At 68.9% G+C, this 20,065-nt stretch carries 25 protein-coding genes; 16 read left to right on the forward strand and 9 right to left on the reverse strand.

From position 1 onward, the window contains the following. Window positions 1–68 precede the first annotated feature (68 nt). From ribD to ribH, 5 genes are read left to right on the forward strand one after another with little or no spacing between them, the layout of a single operon-like run. On the forward strand, window positions 69–1,097 hold the full coding sequence (gene ribD, locus OX958_RS10815; protein WP_270137140.1) for a bifunctional diaminohydroxyphosphoribosylaminopyrimidine deaminase/5-amino-6-(5-phosphoribosylamino)uracil reductase RibD: 1,029 nt from the start codon (window positions 69–71) through the stop codon (window positions 1,095–1,097). Next, the gene (locus OX958_RS10820) at window positions 1,098–1,769 is read left to right on the forward strand and encodes a riboflavin synthase (protein ID WP_270137141.1); all 672 of its coding nucleotides are present in this window, start codon (window positions 1,098–1,100) and stop codon (window positions 1,767–1,769) included. It begins immediately after the preceding gene. Further along, window positions 1,766–2,446 carry a nicotinamide riboside transporter PnuC gene (gene pnuC, locus OX958_RS10825; RefSeq protein WP_270137142.1) on the forward strand — a complete coding sequence of 227 codons (681 nt, stop codon included), beginning with the start codon at window positions 1,766–1,768 and terminating at the stop codon, window positions 2,444–2,446. The genes OX958_RS10820 and pnuC overlap by 4 nt, the downstream gene beginning before the upstream one ends. Window positions 2,447–2,449: 3 nt before the next feature. Further along, complete coding sequence (locus tag OX958_RS10830; protein WP_270137143.1) at window positions 2,450–3,706, forward strand: bifunctional 3,4-dihydroxy-2-butanone-4-phosphate synthase/GTP cyclohydrolase II; 1,257 nt, start codon at window positions 2,450–2,452, stop codon at window positions 3,704–3,706. Next, window positions 3,706–4,176, forward strand: coding sequence for a 6,7-dimethyl-8-ribityllumazine synthase (gene ribH, locus OX958_RS10835; protein ID WP_270137144.1), 471 nt, complete (start codon window positions 3,706–3,708; stop codon window positions 4,174–4,176). The genes OX958_RS10830 and ribH overlap by 1 nt, the downstream gene beginning before the upstream one ends. Before the next feature lie 54 nt (window positions 4,177–4,230). On the opposite strand, the gene OX958_RS10840 is transcribed toward ribH, so the two are convergent. Continuing rightward, window positions 4,231–5,193 (reverse strand): hypothetical protein, encoded by a 963-nt coding sequence (locus tag OX958_RS10840; RefSeq protein WP_270137145.1) that lies wholly within the window; start codon window positions 5,191–5,193, stop codon window positions 4,231–4,233. 61 nt (window positions 5,194–5,254) lie between these two features. On the opposite strand from OX958_RS10840, the gene OX958_RS10845 reads away from it, so the two are divergent. After that, on the forward strand, window positions 5,255–6,226 hold the full coding sequence (locus tag OX958_RS10845; RefSeq protein WP_270137146.1) for a helix-turn-helix transcriptional regulator: 972 nt from the start codon (window positions 5,255–5,257) through the stop codon (window positions 6,224–6,226). Here the strand turns inward: OX958_RS10845 and OX958_RS10850 are convergent. After that, complete coding sequence (locus OX958_RS10850) at window positions 6,207–7,163, reverse strand: P1 family peptidase (RefSeq protein WP_270137147.1); 957 nt, start codon at window positions 7,161–7,163, stop codon at window positions 6,207–6,209. The genes OX958_RS10845 and OX958_RS10850 overlap by 20 nt on opposite strands. Before the next feature lie 205 nt (window positions 7,164–7,368). Between OX958_RS10850 and OX958_RS10855 the strand changes: the two genes are divergently transcribed. From OX958_RS10855 to OX958_RS10865, 3 genes are read left to right on the forward strand one after another with little or no spacing between them, the layout of a single operon-like run. After that, the gene (locus tag OX958_RS10855; RefSeq protein ID WP_270137148.1) at window positions 7,369–7,632 is read left to right on the forward strand and encodes a phosphoribosyl-ATP diphosphatase; all 264 of its coding nucleotides are present in this window, start codon (window positions 7,369–7,371) and stop codon (window positions 7,630–7,632) included. Window positions 7,633–7,677: 45 nt separating this feature from the next. Then, entirely contained in the window at window positions 7,678–8,523 is an 846-nt protein-coding gene (hisG, locus tag OX958_RS10860; protein ID WP_270137149.1) for an ATP phosphoribosyltransferase, read from the forward strand. 4 nt (window positions 8,524–8,527) lie between these two features. Continuing rightward, window positions 8,528–8,983 (forward strand): PH domain-containing protein, encoded by a 456-nt coding sequence (locus OX958_RS10865; protein ID WP_270137150.1) that lies wholly within the window; start codon window positions 8,528–8,530, stop codon window positions 8,981–8,983. Here the strand turns inward: OX958_RS10865 and OX958_RS10870 are convergent. Continuing rightward, window positions 8,980–9,870, reverse strand: a complete 891-nt coding sequence (locus OX958_RS10870; RefSeq protein ID WP_270137151.1) for an aldose 1-epimerase family protein — start codon at window positions 9,868–9,870, stop codon at window positions 8,980–8,982. The genes OX958_RS10865 and OX958_RS10870 overlap by 4 nt on opposite strands. 70 nt (window positions 9,871–9,940) lie before the next feature. Between OX958_RS10870 and OX958_RS10875 the strand changes: the two genes are divergently transcribed. Then, window positions 9,941–10,414: a group II truncated hemoglobin gene (locus tag OX958_RS10875; RefSeq protein WP_270137152.1), complete on the forward strand. Its 474-nt coding sequence runs from the start codon at window positions 9,941–9,943 to the stop codon at window positions 10,412–10,414. Here OX958_RS10875 and OX958_RS10880 read toward each other — a convergent pair. Both OX958_RS10880 and OX958_RS10885 read right to left on the reverse strand, forming a co-directional pair. Beyond that, on the reverse strand, window positions 10,383–11,075 hold the full coding sequence (locus tag OX958_RS10880) for a uridine kinase family protein (RefSeq protein ID WP_270137153.1): 693 nt from the start codon (window positions 11,073–11,075) through the stop codon (window positions 10,383–10,385). The genes OX958_RS10875 and OX958_RS10880 overlap by 32 nt on opposite strands. Next, window positions 11,062–11,580, reverse strand: a complete 519-nt coding sequence (locus OX958_RS10885) for a hypothetical protein (protein WP_270137154.1) — start codon at window positions 11,578–11,580, stop codon at window positions 11,062–11,064. The genes OX958_RS10880 and OX958_RS10885 overlap by 14 nt, the downstream gene beginning before the upstream one ends. Window positions 11,581–11,679: 99 nt before the next feature. On the opposite strand from OX958_RS10885, the gene OX958_RS10890 reads away from it, so the two are divergent. Both OX958_RS10890 and OX958_RS10895 read left to right on the forward strand, forming a co-directional pair. After that, entirely contained in the window at window positions 11,680–12,171 is a 492-nt protein-coding gene (locus OX958_RS10890) for an SseB family protein (protein WP_270137155.1), read from the forward strand. A 10-nt stretch (window positions 12,172–12,181) separates the two neighbouring features. Beyond that, on the forward strand, window positions 12,182–12,901 hold the full coding sequence (locus tag OX958_RS10895) for a TetR/AcrR family transcriptional regulator (protein WP_270137156.1): 720 nt from the start codon (window positions 12,182–12,184) through the stop codon (window positions 12,899–12,901). Window positions 12,902–12,916: 15 nt separating this feature from the next. Here the strand turns inward: OX958_RS10895 and OX958_RS10900 are convergent, their stop codons facing one another. Next, window positions 12,917–14,083, reverse strand: a complete 1,167-nt coding sequence (locus tag OX958_RS10900) for a glycoside hydrolase 5 family protein (protein WP_270137157.1) — start codon at window positions 14,081–14,083, stop codon at window positions 12,917–12,919. Window positions 14,084–14,217: 134 nt separating this feature from the next. Continuing rightward, window positions 14,218–15,237, reverse strand: coding sequence for a LacI family DNA-binding transcriptional regulator (locus tag OX958_RS10905; protein ID WP_270137159.1), 1,020 nt, complete (start codon window positions 15,235–15,237; stop codon window positions 14,218–14,220). A gap of 97 nt (window positions 15,238–15,334) precedes the next feature. Between OX958_RS10905 and OX958_RS10910 the strand changes: the two genes are divergently transcribed. From OX958_RS10910 to OX958_RS10925, 4 genes are read left to right on the forward strand one after another with little or no spacing between them, the layout of a single operon-like run. Then, entirely contained in the window at window positions 15,335–16,627 is a 1,293-nt protein-coding gene (locus OX958_RS10910) for an ABC transporter substrate-binding protein (RefSeq protein WP_270137160.1), read from the forward strand. 3 nt (window positions 16,628–16,630) lie between these two features. After that, window positions 16,631–17,509, forward strand: a complete 879-nt coding sequence (locus tag OX958_RS10915; protein ID WP_270137161.1) for a carbohydrate ABC transporter permease — start codon at window positions 16,631–16,633, stop codon at window positions 17,507–17,509. Further along, entirely contained in the window at window positions 17,506–18,429 is a 924-nt protein-coding gene (locus OX958_RS10920; protein WP_270137162.1) for a carbohydrate ABC transporter permease, read from the forward strand. Before OX958_RS10915 ends, OX958_RS10920 begins: the two co-directional genes overlap by 4 nt. Before the next feature lie 26 nt (window positions 18,430–18,455). Beyond that, the gene (locus OX958_RS10925) at window positions 18,456–19,118 is read left to right on the forward strand and encodes a DUF998 domain-containing protein (RefSeq protein WP_270137163.1); all 663 of its coding nucleotides are present in this window, start codon (window positions 18,456–18,458) and stop codon (window positions 19,116–19,118) included. Here OX958_RS10925 and OX958_RS10930 read toward each other — a convergent pair. Then, on the reverse strand, window positions 19,067–19,318 hold the full coding sequence (locus OX958_RS10930) for a hypothetical protein (RefSeq protein ID WP_270137164.1): 252 nt from the start codon (window positions 19,316–19,318) through the stop codon (window positions 19,067–19,069). The two genes, OX958_RS10925 and OX958_RS10930, sit on opposite strands and share 52 nt — an antisense overlap. Window positions 19,319–19,368: 50 nt before the next feature. Beyond that, window positions 19,369–19,833 (reverse strand): DUF1844 domain-containing protein, encoded by a 465-nt coding sequence (locus tag OX958_RS10935; protein ID WP_270137166.1) that lies wholly within the window; start codon window positions 19,831–19,833, stop codon window positions 19,369–19,371. Window positions 19,834–20,065: the final 232 nt, after the last annotated feature.

The following is a 20,065-nucleotide window of genomic DNA, read 5'->3' on the forward strand; positions in this document are numbered from 1 at the left end:
CGACGGGTCCGTGCGTGCGCCGGTTGTCATGGCCCCGGTGCGCGTCCGTGACAACGAGGGACCTGTCAGTGAAGAACGCTTCGCCGATCGACATCGCCTGGATGCGTCGTGCCGTCGAGCTCGCCGCGCGCGGCGTCGGCAGCACCCATCCGAACCCGGTCGTCGGTTGTGTCATCACCGGTCGTGACGGTCATCCGGTCGGCGAGGGCTTCCACGCCTACCCCGGCGGCCCGCACGCGGAGGTCGAAGCCCTCCGGATGGCGGGCGACCGCGCCCGCGGCGGTACGGCGTTCGTGACCCTGGAACCGTGCAACCACACCGGCCGGACCGGGCCGTGCTCGGACGCGCTGATCGCGGCCGGCGTCGCGCGGGTCGTGTACGCCGTACCGGATCCGAACAAGCAGGCCTCCGGCGGTGCCGAGAAGCTTGCCGCCAAAAACATCCGGGTGGAACAAGGCGTGCTTCAAGACGAAGCCGAAGCCGTGAACCATGTCTGGTTGCACAGCGTGCGGCAGGGACGACCGTTCGTCACCTGGAAGTTCGCCACCACTCTCGACGGCCGCTCGGCCGCGCCGGACCGGTCGAGCAAGTGGATCACCGGCTCGATCGCCCGCGCCGACGTGCACCGGTTGCGTGGCGAGTGCGACGCGATCGCGGTCGGCACCCAGACCGTGCTCACCGACGACCCGGAGCTGACCGTCCGCGACGAGCACGACAAGCCTGCGGCCAGACAGCCGTTGCGGGTGGTCGTCGGCGATCGTGAGATCCCGCCGACCGCCAAGGTCCGCAACGACCGGGCCGAGACGCTGCTGCTCCCCACCCACGACCCCGCCGAGGTACTCCGGCAGCTGGACGATCACCAGATCCGGCACCTCTGGCTCGAGGGCGGCCCGACGCTGGCCGCCGCGTTCCTGCGGGCCGGACTGGTCGACCAGATCGTCGCGTACGTCGCGCCGGCCTTCCTCGGCTCGGGCTTCTCCGCGATCGGCGACCTGGGCGCGGAATCTATCGACCACCTGCGGCGCTTCAACCTTGCGGACGTCACTCGCCTCGGCGACGACGTCCGCCTCACCCTGACTCCCCTGGGAGGGAAGTAGATGTTCACCGGAATCATCGAGGAACTCGGTACGGTCGAGTCCCTGGACCTGCTGGACGGCGACGCGGCCCGGCTCACCATTCGCGGCCCGAAGGTGACCGAGGACGCCGGTCACGGCGACTCGATCTCGGTGAACGGCTGCTGCCTCACGGTGATCGAGCACGGCAACGGCACTTTCACCGCGGACGTGATGCGCGAGACGCTGCAGCGCACCAGCCTCGGCGCCGTCGAGAAGGGCTCGAAGGTCAACCTGGAGCGCGCGGTCACGGCCCATGCCCGGCTCGGCGGCCACATCGTCCAGGGTCACGTCGACGGCGTGGGCACCGTCGCCAGTCGCGAACCGGCCGAGCACTGGGAGGTCGTGCGGATCGCTGCCGGCCCCGAGATCCTCCGGTACGTCGCGGAGAAGGGTTCGATCGCCGTCGACGGGGTCTCGCTCACGGTCACCGACGTGAACGACTCCACCGGGACCTTCGGCATCAGCCTGATCCCGACCACGCTCGAGCTGACCGTGCTGGGCGGCAACAAGCTCGGCGACACGGTCAACCTCGAGGTCGACGTGATCGCCAAGTACGTCGAGCGCCTGCTCACCGCAGGTACCGCGGGCACCGCGGCTGCCGGCACCGCACCCGCAGGCGCCACGGCAACATCACTTGCTGGAGGCAACGAATGAACTTCTTCGACTGGTTGCTGCACTCCCAGGTCACGATCGGCAACTCGCCGGTGCTGGTCCGCGAGATCGTCGGCAACGTGTTCGGGCTGGGCAGCGCGCTGTTCGGCATGCGCCGGCTGGTCGCGGCCTGGCCGGTCGGCATCATCGGCAACGTGCTGCTGTTCACGGTCTTCGTCGGCGGACTCTTCGACACCCCGCAGGACAAGGACCTCTGGGGCCAGGCCGGGCGGCAGGTCTTCTTCGCGCTCGTCAGCCTCTACGGCTGGTACCGCTGGTACCAGACCCGCCACGGCGGCGCGGCCACCGGAGTACAGCCTCGCTGGGCGACGACGCGTCAGCGCATCGAGCTGCTCGGCGCGGCAGTGGTTCTCTACGCGATCGCCTACCCGGTACTGAAGGCGCTGGGTTCCTGGGGACCGCAGTGGGACGCCTGGATCCTGACCGGTTCCATCCTGGCGACGTACGGGATGGCGCGGGGGTTCGTCGAGTTCTGGCTGATCTGGATCGCCGTCGACGTGGTCGGCGTACCGCTGCTGGTGCAGGCGAAGTTCTACCCGTCCGCGGCGATGTACGTCGTCTACGGGCTCTTCTGTGTCCTCGGATTCGTCTCCTGGTGGCGGATCCAGAATCGTGAGTCGGCCGCGACGGCCACTCCTGAGCCAGTAACGGTGGGCTGACCGATGGGCGAGGTACTGAAGCTCGACACGATCGAGCATGCGATCGACGAGATCCGGGCGGGCCGGCCGGTGATCGTGGTGGACGACGAGGACCGGGAGAACGAGGGAGACCTGATCTTCGCGGCCTCCAAGGCGACGCCGGAGCTGCTGGCGTTCCTGATCCGCTACAGCTCGGGCGTGGTCTGCGTCCCGATGGAGGCGGCCGAGCTCGACCGGCTGGGCATCCCGTTGATGACGCCGCACAACCGCGAGCGGCTGCGGACGGCGTACACGATCTCGGTCGATGCCCGCGACAACGTCACCACCGGCATCTCGGCGGCGGACCGGGCCCGGACGATCCGGGTGCTGGCCGACTCGGCGTCGGAGTCCTACGACCTGGTGCAGCCGGGGCACATCTTCCCGCTGCGGGCGCGGGAGGGCGGCGTACTGGTCCGTCCCGGGCACACCGAGGCGTCGCTGGATCTGGCCCGGCTCGCGGGGCTGCGGCCGGCCGCGGTGATCGCCGAGCTCGTCAACGACGACGGCACCATGAAGCGTGGCGGCGACCTGCGGACCTTCGCCGATGAACACGGCTTGGTTCTCGTCTCGATCGAAGACCTGATCCGCTACCGGCGCCGGACCGAGAGCCAGATCAAGCGGGTCGCGACGACCACGCTGCCGACCCGGTACGGCGATTTCGTCGCTCACGGCTACCGCAACACGATCGACGGCACCGAGCAGCTGGCACTGGTTCGCGGTGAGATCGGTGACGGGCCGACCCTGGTCCGGCTGCACTCGGAATGCCTGACCGGCGACGTGTTCGGCTCGCTGCGTTGCGACTGTGGTCCGCAGCTCGACGAGGCGATGCGTCAGGTCGCGACCGAGGGCGGCGTCGTCGTCTACCTGCGAGGGCACGAGGGCCGGGGGATCGGCCTGCTGCACAAGCTGCAGGCGTACGAGTTGCAGGACGCCGGCCGCGACACGGTCGACGCGAACCTGGACCTCGGGCTGCCCGCGGACGCCCGTGACTACGGCACCGGCGCGCAGATCCTGGCCGACCTGGGCATCACCTCGGTGAAGCTGCTGACCAACAACCCCCACAAGCTGTCGGGGGTCCAGGGCTACGGCATCGACGTGGTCGAGCGTCGCGGCATCTCGATCGACCCGACCGAGCACAACCTGCGGTACCTGCAGACCAAACGCGACCGGATGGGCCATCACCTGCCGGACGGCAACGGTGACCAGCTGCCCACCGGCACTGACGAGAACGGAGCCCTCTGATGTCGGGCAGCGGAGCACCCATCATCGAGATCCCGCAGGCTGACGGCGTCCGGGTCGCGGTCGTCGCAGCGCAGTGGCACCCGAAGGTCACCGACTCCCTGGTCGCCGGCGCCGAGCGGGCGCTGGCCGACTCCGGAGTCACCGACTACAAGGTGGTTCGCGTGCCGGGGTCGTTCGAGCTGCCGGTCGCGGCCTTGCACGCGGCGAAGAGCGGGTACGACGCGGTCGTTGCCCTGGGCGTCGTCATCCGTGGCGACACTCCGCACTTCGAGTACGTCTGCCAGGCGGCCACCGACGGGCTGATGCGGGTGGCGCTCGACACCGGCGTACCGGTCGGGTTCGGCCTGCTCACCTGTGACAACGACCCACAGGCGCTGGATCGCGCCGGTCTTCCGGACAGCCGTGAGGACAAGGGCTACGAGTCCACCCAGGCGGCGCTCGCCACGCTGGTCGCGAGCCGCGCCCTGTAGGGCCAGCAGGAGGGCGGCGCAACAGCCGCTCTCCTGCTCACGCAGCCCTTCTGGTCATTGTGTTCTGGTGTGGCGCATCTTCCAGTTGCTCTGCCAGGTCTCACCGTTGTCGGTCGAGAAGAACTGCTCCCAGGCCGCCTCGGTCGTGCCGGGAGTCCAGACGAACCGGACGTCGATCGGCCGGCCTTCCCACACCTCCGGACCTTCGAAGACGCCCAGACCGTCGTCGCCGAACGCGCCGATCACCGGCGACTCCAGCTTTCCCCGCAGGCTGTTGATCCAATGGATGGACCAAGTCCTGGAAGAAGGATCGAACAGCCGCAACGTCGCGCCGCGGAAACCCTCGGTCGGAAACCAGCCTTCGTCGAAGCTGATCGCGCCGTCGAAGAACGTGGTGACCTTCATTCTGGAAGGCACCTCGTACCAGGTGGCAGGCTCGCCCAGCGCCGGCCTGCGACGCTCGTTGAGCGTGTCCCACTCGCCGACCAGGAAGTCGAAGTCGCCGGTCAGCTTGGGGGTGCCGACCCGCGGCGGCTCGGTGTCGCGCCGGGTGAAGTCCATCACCCAGTTCAGTTCCCAGGTCTCGCCACCGTCGCCGGAGAAGGACTGTTCCCAGTGCGCGGTCGTCTCGGTGACGTCCGACCAGGCATAGCTCACCAGGATCGGCCTGCCGTCGAGCTCCTCCTCGCCGACCAGCCAGCACGAACTGCCGTCCTCGGACCAGCGACCCTTCACCGGCGGGTTGAGTTTCATCGTGGTGCTGCTCACCCAGTAGATGGTCCATTCCTTGGTCGAAGGCTCGAACAAACGCACCGACATCCCGGACGACGCCTTGGTCGGGAACTGCATCTCGTCGATGCTGATCGCGCCGTCGAAGTACGTCCGGGCGCTGCAGGTGCCGGCGTACTCCTGCCAGTCGTCGCTGCCGACGAAGACCTTGGCGAGCGTCCGGTGCCGAACGTCGAAGTGCCCGTCGAGGAAGTCGAAGTCGGCGGTTTCCTTGGTGAATGTGCTCATGGCCTCAGCCTCCCGCCCAAACCTGACAGTGAATGGCAGTGTTCGGCGGTAATCTCGCATCATGCGTTCGAGCCGGTTGCTGCAGATCCTGTTGCTGCTGCAGACCCGCCGCCGGCTGACGGCGCGTGAACTGGCCGAGGAGCTCGAGGTCTCGCTGCGCACGATCTACCGAGACGTGGAGGCGCTTGCCGCGGCTGGAGTTCCCGTCTACGCCGACCAAGGGCGAGCCGGTGGGTATCGCCTGGTCGACGGCTACCGGACGAAACTCACCGGGTTGAACGAAGGCGAAGCAGCAGCGCTTTTCCTGGTCGGAATGCCTGGCCCCGCGGCGGCGCTGGGCCTGACCGAGCAGACCAGTGCGGCCGAACTCAAGCTGCTGGCCGCGCTGGCACCGGATCAACGGGATCGCGCCGGGCGGCTGAAGAACCGGTTCCACCTCGACCTGCCCGCGTGGTACCGGGATGCCGAGGACTCGCCGTACCTGTCGTCGGTGGCCTCGGCGGTGCTGGAGGATCGCCGGATCAAGGTGATCTATCGGCGGTGGGAAGCGCCGCGCGAGGTCGAGCGGACGCTCGAACCGTACGGGCTGGTGCTGAAGAACGGCAGTTGGTACGTCGTGGCCGCGGCGCCCGGGGGAGTGCGGACCTACCGCGTGTCCAACATCCTGCAGCTCGCGCCGACCGAGGAGGTCTTCGACCGGCCCGCCGGATTCGAGCTGGCGAAGTTCTGGCAGGCACACCTGGACCGTTTCGAGGAACAGCGGTTCACGTCCGAGGCCGTGGTGCGGATCGCACCGCAACTGGTCGCGCGACTGGCCGACCTGTCCGCGACGCTGCTGTTGAAGGCGATCGGCGACACCGGCGCGGAACCGGCCGAGGACGGCAGCGTCACGGTCGCCGTACCGATCGAGTCGGTGGGCAACGCCGCGGAACAGCTGATCCGCTATGGCGGTCTGCTGGAGGTGCTGGAGCCGGCCGAACTGCGTGCCGAGCTCAAACGCCTGGCCGGGGCGGTCAGCGCGCTGTATTCCTGATCAGTTCATGCGGTACGGCGTACTGCGTGTTGCCGTTGAAGCCGGTGACGGTCGACGCCGTCGTCAGCGAGTTGAGCAGCGCCTCCTCCGTCGCTTCGGTGGTTGCATGGAAGGCTTCTTTCAAGCCTTGATCCCGGATCGGCGCCGCGCGACTGGTGCTGAAGGCGATCGCGTAGTCACCGCTTCCCGGCGAGAAGTCCGATCCGACCCGGCCCATCGCGAAGACGGCCCGCCGGGCGATCCGGCCGAGTTGCCGGGCGTCGACCGGCAGATCGGTGGCCACCACGATCATGCAGGAGTTGCCCTCCGGAGCCGGCTTCTGCACCAGCGGCGGGACAGGAGTTCCGAGCACTGTCAGGGTTCCGGAGAAATTCGCCTGGACCAGCACTCCCACCACTCCGCCGGACACCTGACGCGACGACGTACCGATGCCGGCTTTGAACCCGAGAGCGCCGGTGCCGGTGCCCGCGCCCACGTTGCCTTCAGCGGGGAGATCGGCGGAGGCGGAGTCGAGCGCGGCGAAGACGTGTTCGGGAGTGATCGGCCGGGCCCGGATGTCGGAGAGGTAGCCGTCGTTGGTCTCGCCGACGATCGGGTTGAGGCTGGTGGCGGTCGGGTCGCGATCGAGCAGCCAGGTCAGCAGCGCATCGGCGACACGGAAGACCGACAGCGTCCCGGTGAGCAGGATCGGCGTCTCGATCACGCCGAGTTCGTCCACCTGGGTCGACCCGACCAGCTTGCCGTACCCGTTGCCGACAGCAACCGCCGCCGCTACCCCAGTGGCGAAGCCGGGCGGGACGATCGCGGTCACCCCGGTGTTGAGGTCGCCGTCGGCCAGGGTCGTCTGGCCGACCAGCACTCCCGGCACATCGGTGATCGCGTTCAGCCGGCCGGTCGGCAGGCTGCCAGGGGTCACACCCAGGGAACGGATTCTCATACCGCCCATCCTCGGCCAATCCGGGCGCAGACCGTCACCGTCGCAGGCCGGACGGGGACGACATTTCGGCGTGATCCCGGGCCGAACGCCCGTCCCCGAAGTCATACCGGTGACCCGCCGGCAACCACCCCGCCACAGCGGGAAAGTCCGGGGAGCGAGACCTGACCGCAACCTTCCACCGGCCGCCCTCTAGGCTGGGGCCGCGATGAAGACCTTTGACGAACTCTTCGCCGAGCTGGGCGAGAAGGCACTGACCCGACCGGAAGGCTCCGGCACGGTGGCAGCGCTGGATGCCGGCGTGCACGCGATCGGCAAGAAGCTGGTCGAGGAAGCCGCCGAGTCCTGGATGGCCGCCGAGCACGAGGGCAAGGACCGGGCCGCGGAGGAGCTGAGCCAGCTCCTCTACCACGCGCAGGTGATGATGCATGCGCTCGGCCTGAGCCTCGACGACGTGTACCGACATCTGTAGGAGCGCACCGAAGACCCGGTTCACCTCTGACAGATTGGCCTTCCCATGCTGCGCGTCGCAGTACCCAACAAAGGCTCGCTGAGCGAAGCCGCCATCTCCATCCTGACCGAGGCCGGTTACCGGCAGCGCCGGACCACCAAGGACCTGTCGCTGACCGACCCGGACAACGGCGTCGAGTTCTACTACCTGCGCCCGCGCGACATCGCCGTCTACGTCGGTGAGGGCACCCTCGACGTCGGCATCTCCGGCCGCGACCTGGTGCTCGACTCGCACGCCGACGCCGACACCATCCTGGAGCTCGGCTTCGGCGGCTCGACCTTCCGGTTCGCGGGCCGGCCGGGTGTCGCGCGGTCGGTCAAGGACCTGCAGGGTCAGCGGATCGCCACCTCGTTCGCGGGCATCCTGACCGACCACCTGGCCGAGAACGGCGTCGACGCGTCCGTGGTCAAGCTGGACGGCGCGGTCGAGTCCGCGGTCCAGCTCGGCGTGGCCGACGTGATCGCCGACGTCGTCGAGACCGGTACGACGCTGCGGCAGGCCGGGCTGGAGGTGTTCGGCGACGTCATCCTCAAGTCCCAGGCGGTGCTGATCCGCCGGCACGGCGTCGAGCAGCCGGCCGGGCTCGACCAGCTGGTACGCCGGCTGGAAGGCGTCCTGGTCGCGCGCAACTACGTGATGATGGACTACGACATCCGCGCCGAGGCGGTGGAGGCCGCGAACGCGGTCGCGCCGGGCCTGGAGTCGCCGACGGTGTCGCCGCTTCATCGGGAAGGCTGGGTCGCCGTCCGGGTGATGGTGCTCCGAGCCGACGCGCAGCGAATCATGGACCAACTCTGGGAGGTCGGGGCCCGTGCCATCCTCACTACGGACATTCACGCCTGCCGGATCTGACGCGATGACGTCGACCGCGTTGTGGAGCTTCCGCCCCTGGGCGATCGCGATGATGGCCGGCGCGATGGGCCTGTCGATCGTCGCCGTCTTCGGGGTGGTCTGGTTCCAGCTGTCGGACGACGCGCGCGACACGTTCACGCTGTTCCAGCGGATCACGTTGCTGGCGTTCTTCGGCACCGTGCTCTATCTGCTGTACCGGATGGCGACGGTGCGCGTCACGGCGTACGAGGACTCGTTGCAGGTGCGGAACGTGTTTCGCACCTACAAGTTCGAGTGGAGCGACGTGAAGGGCCTGCGGTTCCGCTCGGGTGACCCGTGGCTCCAGCTCTTCGATGCCGAGGGCAACCGTTTCGGTGTCCTGGCGGTGCAGGCGTCCGAAGGCGCGCGAGCGGGCAAGGCGGCCAAGGAACTGGCCACCGTCGCCCGCTCCCACGGCGCGGGCCAGACAGAAACCCCCTAGACGCTGACCCTGAAGCTGGTGGTGTGCTCGTCGCCCGGCTTCAGGACCACCAGGTCGTCGCCGCTGACGAAGGCGTCGGGCGGGCAGGTCATCGGCTCGACGGCCAGCCCGGCCCGATCCAGCGCGCCTGCCGTGTAGAGCTGCATCCAGCGGGTGTCGCTGCTGAGCCGCGCCGAGTTGCCTGTCGCCGGATCCGTCAGCCGCACCTCCCAGACCGGCGGCAGGTCCGTGAACGCGTTGTCGATCTCGACGTCCTGCAGCTTGCGCGCCTGGCCGAAGTCGTACTTCGAACCGGCGACCGGTTCGAGACCGACCGGGCTGAACTGCTCCGGCGTCACCTTCAGCCAGCTGGCCGCCGTGAACTCCAGTTCGCACTCGTCGATCTGCCGGCCGACCGTCAGGTAGGGATGAGCGCCGTACCCGTACGGCGCGTCGCCGGCGCCGATGTTGGTCGCACCGGCGGTAACGGTCAGGCCATCGGTCGCGTCGAGCTGGTAGACCAGCGTCAGGTCGAGCTGGTGCGGGTACCCCGGTTGCCCGTGCAGCCGGTAGGCCAGCTCGACGTACGACTCGTCGCTGCCGTCGTCCACCCGCTCCCAGTTGGCCCAGCGCGTCAGGCCGTGAATCGCGTTGCCGCGCGCGGGCTCGGTCAGATAGAGCTGCTGGTCGACGCCCTGGAAGGTGTACTTGCCGTCGGTGATCCGGTTCGGCCAGGGGAACAGGTGCTGCCCGATCCCGGCGCGGGCCGGCTGGTCCTCCGGATACCCGATCAGCACTTCGCGGCCGGCGTACGAGAGACCGCGCAGGCCGCCTCCCACGCTCACCACGGTGCCGGAGTACTCGCCGGCCTGGACGGTCCACTGCTCACCCGATGGTAGGACGCTCATGCCTCCATCCTCGCGCACGTCCGGATCTGGGTCTTGGCAGGTTCGCGGGTCGGCTGACAGCCTGAGGCGCATGGAGACGGTGTACGAGGCTGCCGGTGGTGCCGACGGAATGCTGCGGCTGGCGCGGGCGTGGCACGAGCGGGTCCTGGCCGACGAGGTGGTGAGCCATGCGTTCCAGCATGGGTTCCACTCTGAGCACACCGGTCGGCTGGCGGCGTACTGGTCGGAGGCGCTCGGCGGGCCGCCGGCGTTCTCGGCACTCGGCGGTGACGAGACGACCGTGGTCCGGATGCACAGCGGGAACGGTCCGCACGAGGAGATGGACCGGCTCGCGATCGCCTGCTTCGACCAGGCGCTGGTGGACACCGGTCTGGCCGACGACGAGCGCCTTCGTGGCGTGCTGCACGACTACTTCGCCTGGGCGACCACCGAGTCGTTGGGGCGGTACCACGATCCGGACGACGAGATCCCGGCCGGTCTGGGCATCCCGCGCTGGTCCTGGGACGGGCTGGTCACGACGCCGCCGAGTCGTGCGCCAGACTGACCGACCTGGCGATCAGCTCGAGCTCAGGATCGTGCGGTACGTCGGGGTTGCCGTCGACGACCAGGTTGGCGCGGGCCCTGGTGTTCTCGGTGGCGAAGTGGTCGCGCTCCCAGCGCATCCAGTCGAGCCAGCGGTCCCGCAGCGCCTCGCCGTCGCGGTCGATGCCCCGGTCGAGGCGGACCTCGTTCGTGGTCTCGATCCAGACCTTGAGCGACTGCCACGCGTCGGCGTCGCGGTCGCACGAGGTGACACCCTCGACGATCAGCAGCTCGACGGTGACCGGCACCAGGTGCAGCTCGGCGTACGCGTTGGCGTTCCAGTCGTAGCGGCGGTAGCGGCCCTCGCGACCGTCCGCGAGGCGGGTCAGGACGTGGTCACGCAGCAGCGCGAAGCCTCGTACGGCGCCGTCCCAGCCGTCGTACAGGTCGTCCATGCGGAGCACCCGGGTGTGCAGGCCGCGCGCCTCCGCACGCGCGGCGAAGCGGTCGGCCAGGGTGCTCTTCCCGGATCCCGCCGGGCCGTCGATGCTGATCAGCCGGGTCTTGCCGAGCCGGGCGGGAGCCGCCTGGACGTGGTCGAGCAGGCTGTCGATGGTCACCGGCCGGGTGGCCGGGGGCTGGTCGGTCAGGGGGTCGCTGGTCAGGCGATTAGTTGATTCCATGGCGCTTCAGGATGTCCTCGATCTCGTCGAACTCCGACGATTCCTGACCCTTCGCCGCCTTCGGGGCCTTGGCGGCTTGCGGGGTCTTTGCGGGCCGGCCCGCACTGGCCGGCGGGGGGCCGCCGGCGGTCAGTTCGCCGACCGCGTCAGAGGCCGGCCGGGTGGCCGACTGGGGCTTGGCTGCCTTCTCCTTGTTCCCACCGCGGCCCTTGGCCACGCCGGAGACGACGTAGAGCACGACCGAGACGCCGAACAGCGCCACGCCGGCCCACACGGTGGGGGAGAAGATCAGATGCGTGATCCAGCTGCTGACGGAGCGCACCACGTCCCACAGCAGCTCGAGCAGCCCGGTCAGGTAGAGCGAGACCGGGAGTAGCGACCAGGCCACGCCACGGGTCCCGGAGGCGAGTCCGCGGCGCCGCCAGGCGGCCCAGGACCCGATCAGGCCGAGCAGCGTGAGGCCGACACAGAACGGCAGCAGCGTCAGATCGTTGAAGTCAGGCACAGCTCCAGGCTCGCACACCTGCGCCGGGAACCAAGGGGGGAACGGCCCTGACCCCACCCTGAAACCACCCTCCGGGAAGGCTGAGCGGACAATGGCCGGGTGCAACCAGAACGGCGTCTTGCTTTCACCGGATTCGACGACGACGACGGATCGGCCGACCCCGCGCTCGCCCAGGCGCTGGCCGCGGGGGACCAGGGCGCGATCCTGGCCGCGCTGACCAGGGCGCGTCTGCTGGTGCCGGTGGTCGCGATGCTCGGCGAGGTCGAGTACGACGAGCGTGGGCTCGCGCACGACAAGAGTTCCGACATGGCGGTCGCGCTGCTGCAGGGGCAGGACGGCCGGAACGCGCTGCTCGCGTTCACGAGTACCGCGAGTCTGGCGCGCTGGAGCCCGGAGGCGCGGCCGATGCCGGCTCAGTCGCAACTGGTGGCGACCGCCGCGATCCAGGAGGGTGCCGCCGCGATCGTGCTCGACGTGGCGGGGCCGGCGGCCGCAGTACTGGAGACGGACGACGTACGCCGGCTGGCTGCCGGTCTGCAGGTGGTCAAGCTGGAAGACGGCGGCTACGGATGGATCTCCACCGCTGAGTGATGATGGGCGCATGAGCGAAGAGCCGGCGCAGCTACCGCCCGGGCTGGCGTTGTCCTGGGGTGTCCAGCCCCTGCAGCGACGCGGACCGAAGCCCGGCTTCACGGTCGACCAGATCGTGGCCATCGGCATCGAGTTCGGTGACAGCCAGGGATTCGAGGCGATCTCGCTGCAGCGGATCGCGGCGCGGCTTGGCGTCAGCACCAACGGGCTCTACCGCTACGTCAGCTCCAAGGACGAACTGATCGTGCTGGTGACCGAGCAGGCATGGGGGCGGGCACCGGAGCACGTCCTGGCGGCCCCCGGCTGGCGGGCAGGATGCCGAGCTTGGGTGAAGGCGCAGGTCGACCGGTACGCCGAACGCCCGTGGTTGCTGGAGGTGCCCATCCGCGGAGCGCCGGTGACCCCCAACTTGCTGCATTGGCTGGAGACCCTGCTGGAGGTGCTGGCCGATACCGGCCTGAGTCAGCATGACGCGCTCGGATGCGCGCTGCTCTTCGACGGGTACGCCCGGAGTTACGCGAGCCTCGCGCGCCAGTTGACTGCCAGCGACTCGACGCCGGTCGAGTCGGCTGCCGTCGGCGAGTTCCTGGTACCGCGGTTGCGGTCCGCCGGCCTCGACCGGGTGCTCGCGATGTACACGAACCAGGAGTACGAGGACACGCTCGACGACGACTTCGACTTCGGCTTGGATCGTGTCCTGGACGGCATCCAGGTGCTGATCGAGCGCTAGCTTCTGTCTCCCGCCCTAGGGGAGCTTGATCCGGACCGGGCCGCCGGCGCGGGCGGCGACCCAGGCGAGGTGGAAGGGGCTGCCGGGGGCCAGTTCCGCGCGGCGGGCCGGGTCGGTGCGGGGGTTGATCGGGGCCTGCAGGGTGGAAGCCGCTTGCGGGGTCACGCCGGTGGAGCGGATCTCGGCGATCACGTCGGCGAACGCCTGGGCGGCCGGTTTGCGCTGATGATCGACGGTGAAAAGACCGAGGTCGTACTCCCGGTCGGGGAAGTCGAGGAGCCGGCGATCGATGTCGTGCGACGACCACCAGGTGATGCCCCACAGTGCCGGGTTGTGGACGACCAGTTCGACGGTACGCCGGGTGAACTCCGCCTGGAGCTCGGCCGGGATGTCGGGGCCCGGTACGCCGATCTCCTGCAGCCAGACAGGTCTTGAACTATCCAGTGAAGTGGCGGCGGCCAGCTCGACCAGGTAGTCGGCGTGCGTCAGGGTCGCCGGACCGAGCGGACCGTCCACCCGTGAGACCCCGTTGAAAACCCACGAGTGAACGGTGCTCAGATCACCCAGGTCGACGACGTCGGCCGGGAGGAAGGGGTGGTCGGGCCGGTACCAGGCGTCGTCGAACACCGAGTGCAGCGCGAGTACGCCGGGCGCCGCTTTCTTCAGGGTGAGCAACAAGTCGTGAGCCCAGCGGGTGGAGGCGTCCGGGGTGGTGGAGCTGTCCGGCCAGAGGTTGTTGACCTCGTTGCCGAGGGTGATCGCGAAGACGTTCGGCTTGGTGGCCACCGCGCGGGCGACCGTGTCGACGTACGCGATCAGGCCGTCGCGGACCGTCTCGCTCTCGAACAGGCTGCTCTTGTGCCAGGTCAGCGCCCAGGACGGCAGGAAGTCGAAGCTCGACAGGTGTCCCTGGATCAGGTCGACGGCCACCGTCAGGCCGTGCTCGGCGGCGGCGTCGATCAGGTCGAGCAGGTCGTCGATCGCGCGCTCGCGGATGATCGCCCGGTTCGGCTGGATCCAGGGCCAGACCGGGAACACCCGGACGTGGTCGAGGCCGAGCCCGGCCAGGTCGGCCAGATCCCGGCGGACCGCCGCCGGGTCGTAGTCGAGCCAGCTGTAGAACCACCCGGACGACGGGACGTAGTTCGCGCCGAACCGTGGCGTGGCGGGATCCGAGAGCATGGATCAGATGCTAAATCGGTTTAGCATAAATCGCCAGTCAGCTGCCGGGCCGGTGGTCGGGGCCGGCTCGATCGCGGCGAGCGCCGCCGCGTCGGCTGAGCGGCGCTGCACCGCGGGAAGTCCGCGGGAGCGGGTCAGTGGCTGGGGGGAGCGGTCGACTCGCGGACGGTCAGCACCGGGTCGGCGGTGCGGAGGTTGACGAGCTTGGTGGGGTCGGCGATCAGGTCGAGCAGGACCTCGGCGGCCTGGCGGCCGAAGTCGAAGGTGTCGCGGGACAGCGCGGTCAGGGCCGGGTGCATCAACTGGGTCAGGATCGAGTCGTCGAAGGCGACGATCGACAGGTCGCCGGGGACGGAGACGCCCATCTCCATCGCGACGCCGAGGCCGGCCACCGCCATCACGTCGGAGTCGTAGACGATCGCGGTGGGTCGGTTCGGCTGGGAGAGCAGTTTGCGGGTGGTGGCGGCACCCTCCGCGTCGCTGAAGTCGGTGGTGAGCGACGGCGCGTCGATCAGGCCCAGCCGGGGAGCGGCGTCGCGGACGGCGCGGATCCGGCGCTGGGTGTGCTGGAAGTTCGGCGTACCGGCGACGTGGGCGATCCGGCGGTGACCGAGTGCGGCCAGGTAGTCGACGATCGCGAGCATCGCGTCCCGGTCGTCGGCCCAGACCGAGGCCAGCGCGCCCTTGCCGCCGCGGCCACCGATCACCACGGCGGGCAGTTCGAGCGCCCGGAGCGCATCGATCCGCGGGTCCCTGACGGTCAGGTCGACCAGGATCACGCCGTCCACCCGGTGCTCCGACGTCCAGCGCCGGTACACCTCGATCTCGGCCTCGGTGTCCTCGACGATCAGCAGTTGCAGCGAGATCGATCGCGCGGACAGGCCGGACTGCAGCCCGGAGACCAGGTGCGCGAAGAACGGCTCGACCCCCAGCGTGCGGGCCGGCCGGGCGATCACCAGTCCGACGGAGTCCACCCGCGAGGCGCCCAGCGCGCGGGCGGCGCTGTGCGGGCGCCAGCTCATCTGCTCGGCGATCTGCAGGATCCTGGCCCGGGTCGCGTCGCTGACGCCCGGCCGCCCGTTCAGCGCGAACGACACCGCGCCCTTGGAGACGCCCGCCTTGTCGGCGATGTCCGCAATGGTCGGTCGTGCCATCGGAGCCCCTCCTTCGCGTCGATGTCCCCCTTGACAGCGGATTCTACGATGTGGATAGTGCAGGAGCTATACCGGTTTATCACCTCAGGAGATCTTCATGCGTAGTCGTCGTCTTACCGCAGTGGCAGGAGTCGCCGTCGCGGCCCTCACTCTGGCTGGTTGTGGCCTCGGTTCGTCCGACGACACGTCGTCGGACAGCAAGCCGACGGTCGACGCGAACGCGGCGGTGACGGGCGAGGTCAGCTTCCAGACCTGGGCGCTCAAGCCTAAGTTCACGTCGTACGTGGAAGGGGTGGTCAAAGCCTTCGAGGCGAAGTACCCCGGCACCAAGGTGACCTGGCTGGACCAGCCCGGTGACGGCTACGACAAGAAGGTGCTGAGCCAGGCCTCGGCCGGCCAACTGCCCGATGTCGTCAACCTGCCGCCGGACTTCGCACTGCCGCTGGCCAAGCAGTCGATGCTGCTCGACGTCGGCGCGGCCGACCCGAAGATCGCCGAGGAGTACGTCGAGGGCGGCGTCGCGGCGTACAGGTACCAGGGGCAGGACGGCACCTTCGGCTACCCGTGGTACCTGAACACCGACATCGACTACTGGAACGCGACCAAGTTCGCCGCGGTCGGCCTGGACGTGAAGAACCCGCCGAAGACCTTCGACGAACTGCTCGCCGCCGCCAAGGTGATGCACGACAAGTCGGGCGGCAAGGAGTACATGATGAGCCGCCTGCCCGGGATCGGTGACCTCACCAACGCCGGCGTCAAGGTGCTGGCCGACGACGGCAAGTCCTTCACCTTCAACACCCCCGAGGCCGCCGCGCTGCTGGACAAGTACGCCGCCGCCTACAAGGCCGGCTACCTGCCGCGCGACATCCTGACCCAGGAGTACCTGGGCAACTCCAAGCTCTTCACCCAGAACAAGGTCGCCTGGACCACCGGTGGCGGCAACGCGATCCAGGACTTCACCAAGGACAACCCTTCGCTGAAAGGCAAGATCGTCCCGTCGCCCGCCCTCGACACCCCGGCGCTGTACGTCCAGGGCCTGTCCGTCTCGGCCAAGACCAAGAACCAGGCCGCCGCGATCGCGCTGGCGCGGTTCGTCACCAACGCCGAGAACCAGGCCGCGTTCGCCAAGATCGTCAACATCTTCCCGTCCACCAAGGCCTCGGCCAACGACCCGTTCTTCTCCAAGAGCGACGGGACGCCGGAGTCCGACGCCAAGGTGCTCGCGTTCGAGTCGCTGGCCAAGGCCAAGGTGCTGCAGCCGCCGGTGATCAGCGGCGCGACCAACGACTTCATCAACCAGCAGATCTCACTCGCGATCGCCGGCAAGGTGACGTCGAAGCAGGCCCTCGACGCCGCGGTGGCCAAGGCCAACCAGCTGCTCGCGTCCTGACCGATGCGCTACCACCGCTGGTTCACGCCCTGGGTGCTGGTGATCCCGGCCCTCACCTGGTTGCTGGTGTTCAACCTCTGGCCGTCGATCAACACCGTCATCCTGTCGTTCACCAACGCCAAACCGATCGGCGGCGGCACCTTCGTCGGACTGAAGAACTTCGAGGCCCTGCTGCACGACGAGCAGCTGCGCTGGGCGCTGCTCAACAGCGTCATCTACATGGTGGTCTGCCTGCCGTTCCTGACCATCCTGCCGCTGCTGCTCGCCCTGCTGGTGGAGAAGAAGCTGCCCGGGATCACCTTCTTCCGGACCGCCTTCTACACCCCCGTGGTCGCGTCGGCCGTGGTGGTGGCGCTGATCTGGCAGTGGATCCTGGACGATCGCGGCCTGGTCAACGGCCTGGCCGAGAAGCTCGGCGTGATCTCCGGGCCGCTGCCGTTCCTCAGTGACCAGTGGCTGCTGCTGTTCAGCGCGATCAGCCTGACGATCTGGAAGGGCCTGGGCTACTACATGATCATCTACCTGGCCGCCCTCGGGAACGTCGGCCGCGAACTGCACGAGGCCGCCGCGGTCGACGGCGCCTCGGCGTTCCGCCGGTTCGTCAACGTGACCATCCCCGGAGTCCGCGGGACGATGATCCTGATCTCGATCCTGATCTCCGTGTCGGCCCTGCGAGTCTTTTCGGAGCTGTTCATCCTCAGTGGCGGCAAGGGCGGCCCGGGCGGCCGGGACAACTCGGTGGTGATGCTGATCCAGCAGTACAGCCAGGGCTTCGAGGGCAACCTCGGCTACGCCTCCGCGCTGTCGATCGTGCTGTTCTTCGTCACCGTCGTGCCGATGCTGGCGCTGGCCCGGCTGAACAAGAAGGCGGCGGACGCATGAGCATCGTCACCGACCCGGCACGGCCGGTCGCCGTACCGGACGACCCCGGTACGCCGAAGCGCGGCCGCCGCAAGCGCGCGACCACCGGCTTCAACTCGATCTCCCCGACGGAGAAGGCGACGCGGTACCTGCTGCTGGCCTTCGTGCTGCTGATCACGATCGGCCCGTTCCTGTGGCAGCTGTCCACCTCGCTGAAGGGTTCGGGGGAGGACATCTACACCCGGATCCCGCGGCTGCTGCCGTCCCAGCCGACCTTGTCGCACTACGCGGCGGTGGCCGACACCATCCCGGTCTGGGACTACATGCGCAACTCGCTGCAGGTCGCCGTACTGGTGGTCGGCGGCAACATCATCGGGTCGACCCTGGCCGGCTTCGCGTTGTCCCGGCTGGAGTTCCGGTACCGCAAGATCGTGCTCGGGCTGTTCCTGGCGACGCTGGTGCTGCCCGGTGAGGTCACGATCATCTCGCAGTACGTGACGGTGCGGGAGATGGGACTGGCCAACACGCTGTTCGGGGTGGCGTTGCCGGGCATGATCGGCGCGCTGAACGTGCTGCTGATGTACAACGCGTTCCGCTCGCTGCCGATCGAGGTGGACCAGGCCGCGGTGGTCGACGGCGCGAACGTCTGGCAGCGGCTGATCCACATCGGGCTGCCGTCCGTCCGCGGCACGATCAGCGTGGTGGCGATCTTCGCCTTCATCGGCGCCTGGGACGACTTCCTCTGGCCGCTGATCGTGCTGACCGACCCCGACAAGTACACGCTGACCGTCGGTCTGCAGTACCTGTCCGGCACCTTCAGCAACAACCCCCGGCTGATCGCCGCGGGCACGATGATCGCGTTCGTCCCGATCGTGATCGTGTTCGCCGTCTGTCAGCGGTTCTTCTTCAAGGGCGTCGAAGAGGGCGCGGTCAAGGGGTAGGCCTGGTTCGTCACTAAGCTGCAGCGATGGATCGACGACAGTGGCCGGCGGCGAGGATCTGCTGGCTGCTGGCCCCGCTGCTGTACTTCGGGTTGCAGGTGTTCGTCGCGAGCGCCTGGCCGGTCCCTTACCAGTTCCTCGATCACACCATCAGCGATCTCGGCTGGACCACCTGCACGATCGAGCAGCGTCCGAGTGGCGTCCTGGCCTCCTGCTCTCCCCGCCACGCCTGGTTCAACGTCGGCGGCATCGTCGTCTGGATCCTGCTGGCGGCCGGGGGCATCCTGCTCCGCCCCCTGTACGCCGGTCCGCGGGCAGCCCGCTCGCTCGTCGTCCTCTGGGTGGTCATCGCGACCTTCGGTATCGCCACCTGCCTGGTCCCGGGCGATGTCGACCTCGCCCTCCACTCGCTCCTGGCCGTCCCCGTCTTCCTCGGCACCGTCGCGGTCCTGTTCGTCAGCGCGCGAGCCCTCCGTCCCGCTGCGCCGCTCGCCGCGCGAACCGCGTCGGTGACTGCCGTCGTGTCGCTGCTCGGCCTGGTGGGCCTGGTCGCCGCCCTCGGTGGTCTCGGGCCGGTCGGCCTCACCGAGCGCCTCGCCGGCGAGACCGTCTACCTCTGGGTCTTCTTCGTCGCCCTCTACGGCTGCCGCGTTGGGCGGGGGAAGAAGAAGCTCGTACGGGACTGGTAGTCGGCGTAGCCGGGACGGTCGGCCAGTTGCTTCTCCAGCAGCCGGCCGCCGGTCAGGAAGATCAGGCCCGCGGCCCAGACGACGACTACCGCGGGGATGCCGTCACCAGTCGACGCGGAGACCTGCCGTGGCAGACCCAGCTGGAGATCGCCAGGCTGATCCCCAGCAGCACCAGGATCGCCGCGATCGAACCGCCGCACACCAGCAGGAAGTTGCTCGTCTCCCCAGCGTCGGTGCAGAACCCCGCCCGCTACTCCGCGACCGGCAGCGGCTTGGTGTACTTCGGCCGCGAGGCCGCGGCCGGGTGCACCTCGCCGGTGTACTTCTCGCCAGGACCCGTGCCGGGCTCGTCGGGGATGGTCGACGCTTCCTTGAACGCGAGCTGGAGGGAGCGCAGGCCGTCGCGCAGGGGAGCGGCGTGGTGGTGACCCAGCGACGGGGCCGAGGCGTCCAGCAGACCGGCCAGCGCGTCGATCAGGGACCGGGCCTCGTCGAGGTCGCGGTGCTCGGGCAGGTCCTCGGCCAGGCCGAGGTGGACCGCTGCCGCGCTCATCAGGTGCAGGGCGGCGGTGGAGATGATCTCCACGCTCGGCACCTCGGCGATGTCCCGCGACACCGTCGACAGCGGATCCACCTGGTGTTCGGCCGGCGATTCGGGCTCGACGGCGTCCGGTACGGGGGTGCTGGCAGGCGGAGTGGAGACTTGGTCGCTCATGCTGTTACTCTTGCATGGCGACCGACCAGGTCCGAAGGTGACCCCTGAGCGGAATACTCGAGGGACGCCAGCGGTTCTGGTCAAAGCGGAGGGCCACCTCCCACCCAGCTGATGAAGAGTCGGCGGGTCCCGGTCACGCCGAAGTTCCCCGGTCCAGGCCGGAGGGCCGCGGCGAATTGTACGGCTCGCACTCCCGGTGACGGGGTTGCGGAGCCGTCGATCTGGGAATTGG

Source organism: Kribbella sp. CA-293567 (genome assembly GCF_027627575.1).
Taxonomy (GTDB): domain Bacteria; phylum Actinomycetota; class Actinomycetes; order Propionibacteriales; family Kribbellaceae; genus Kribbella.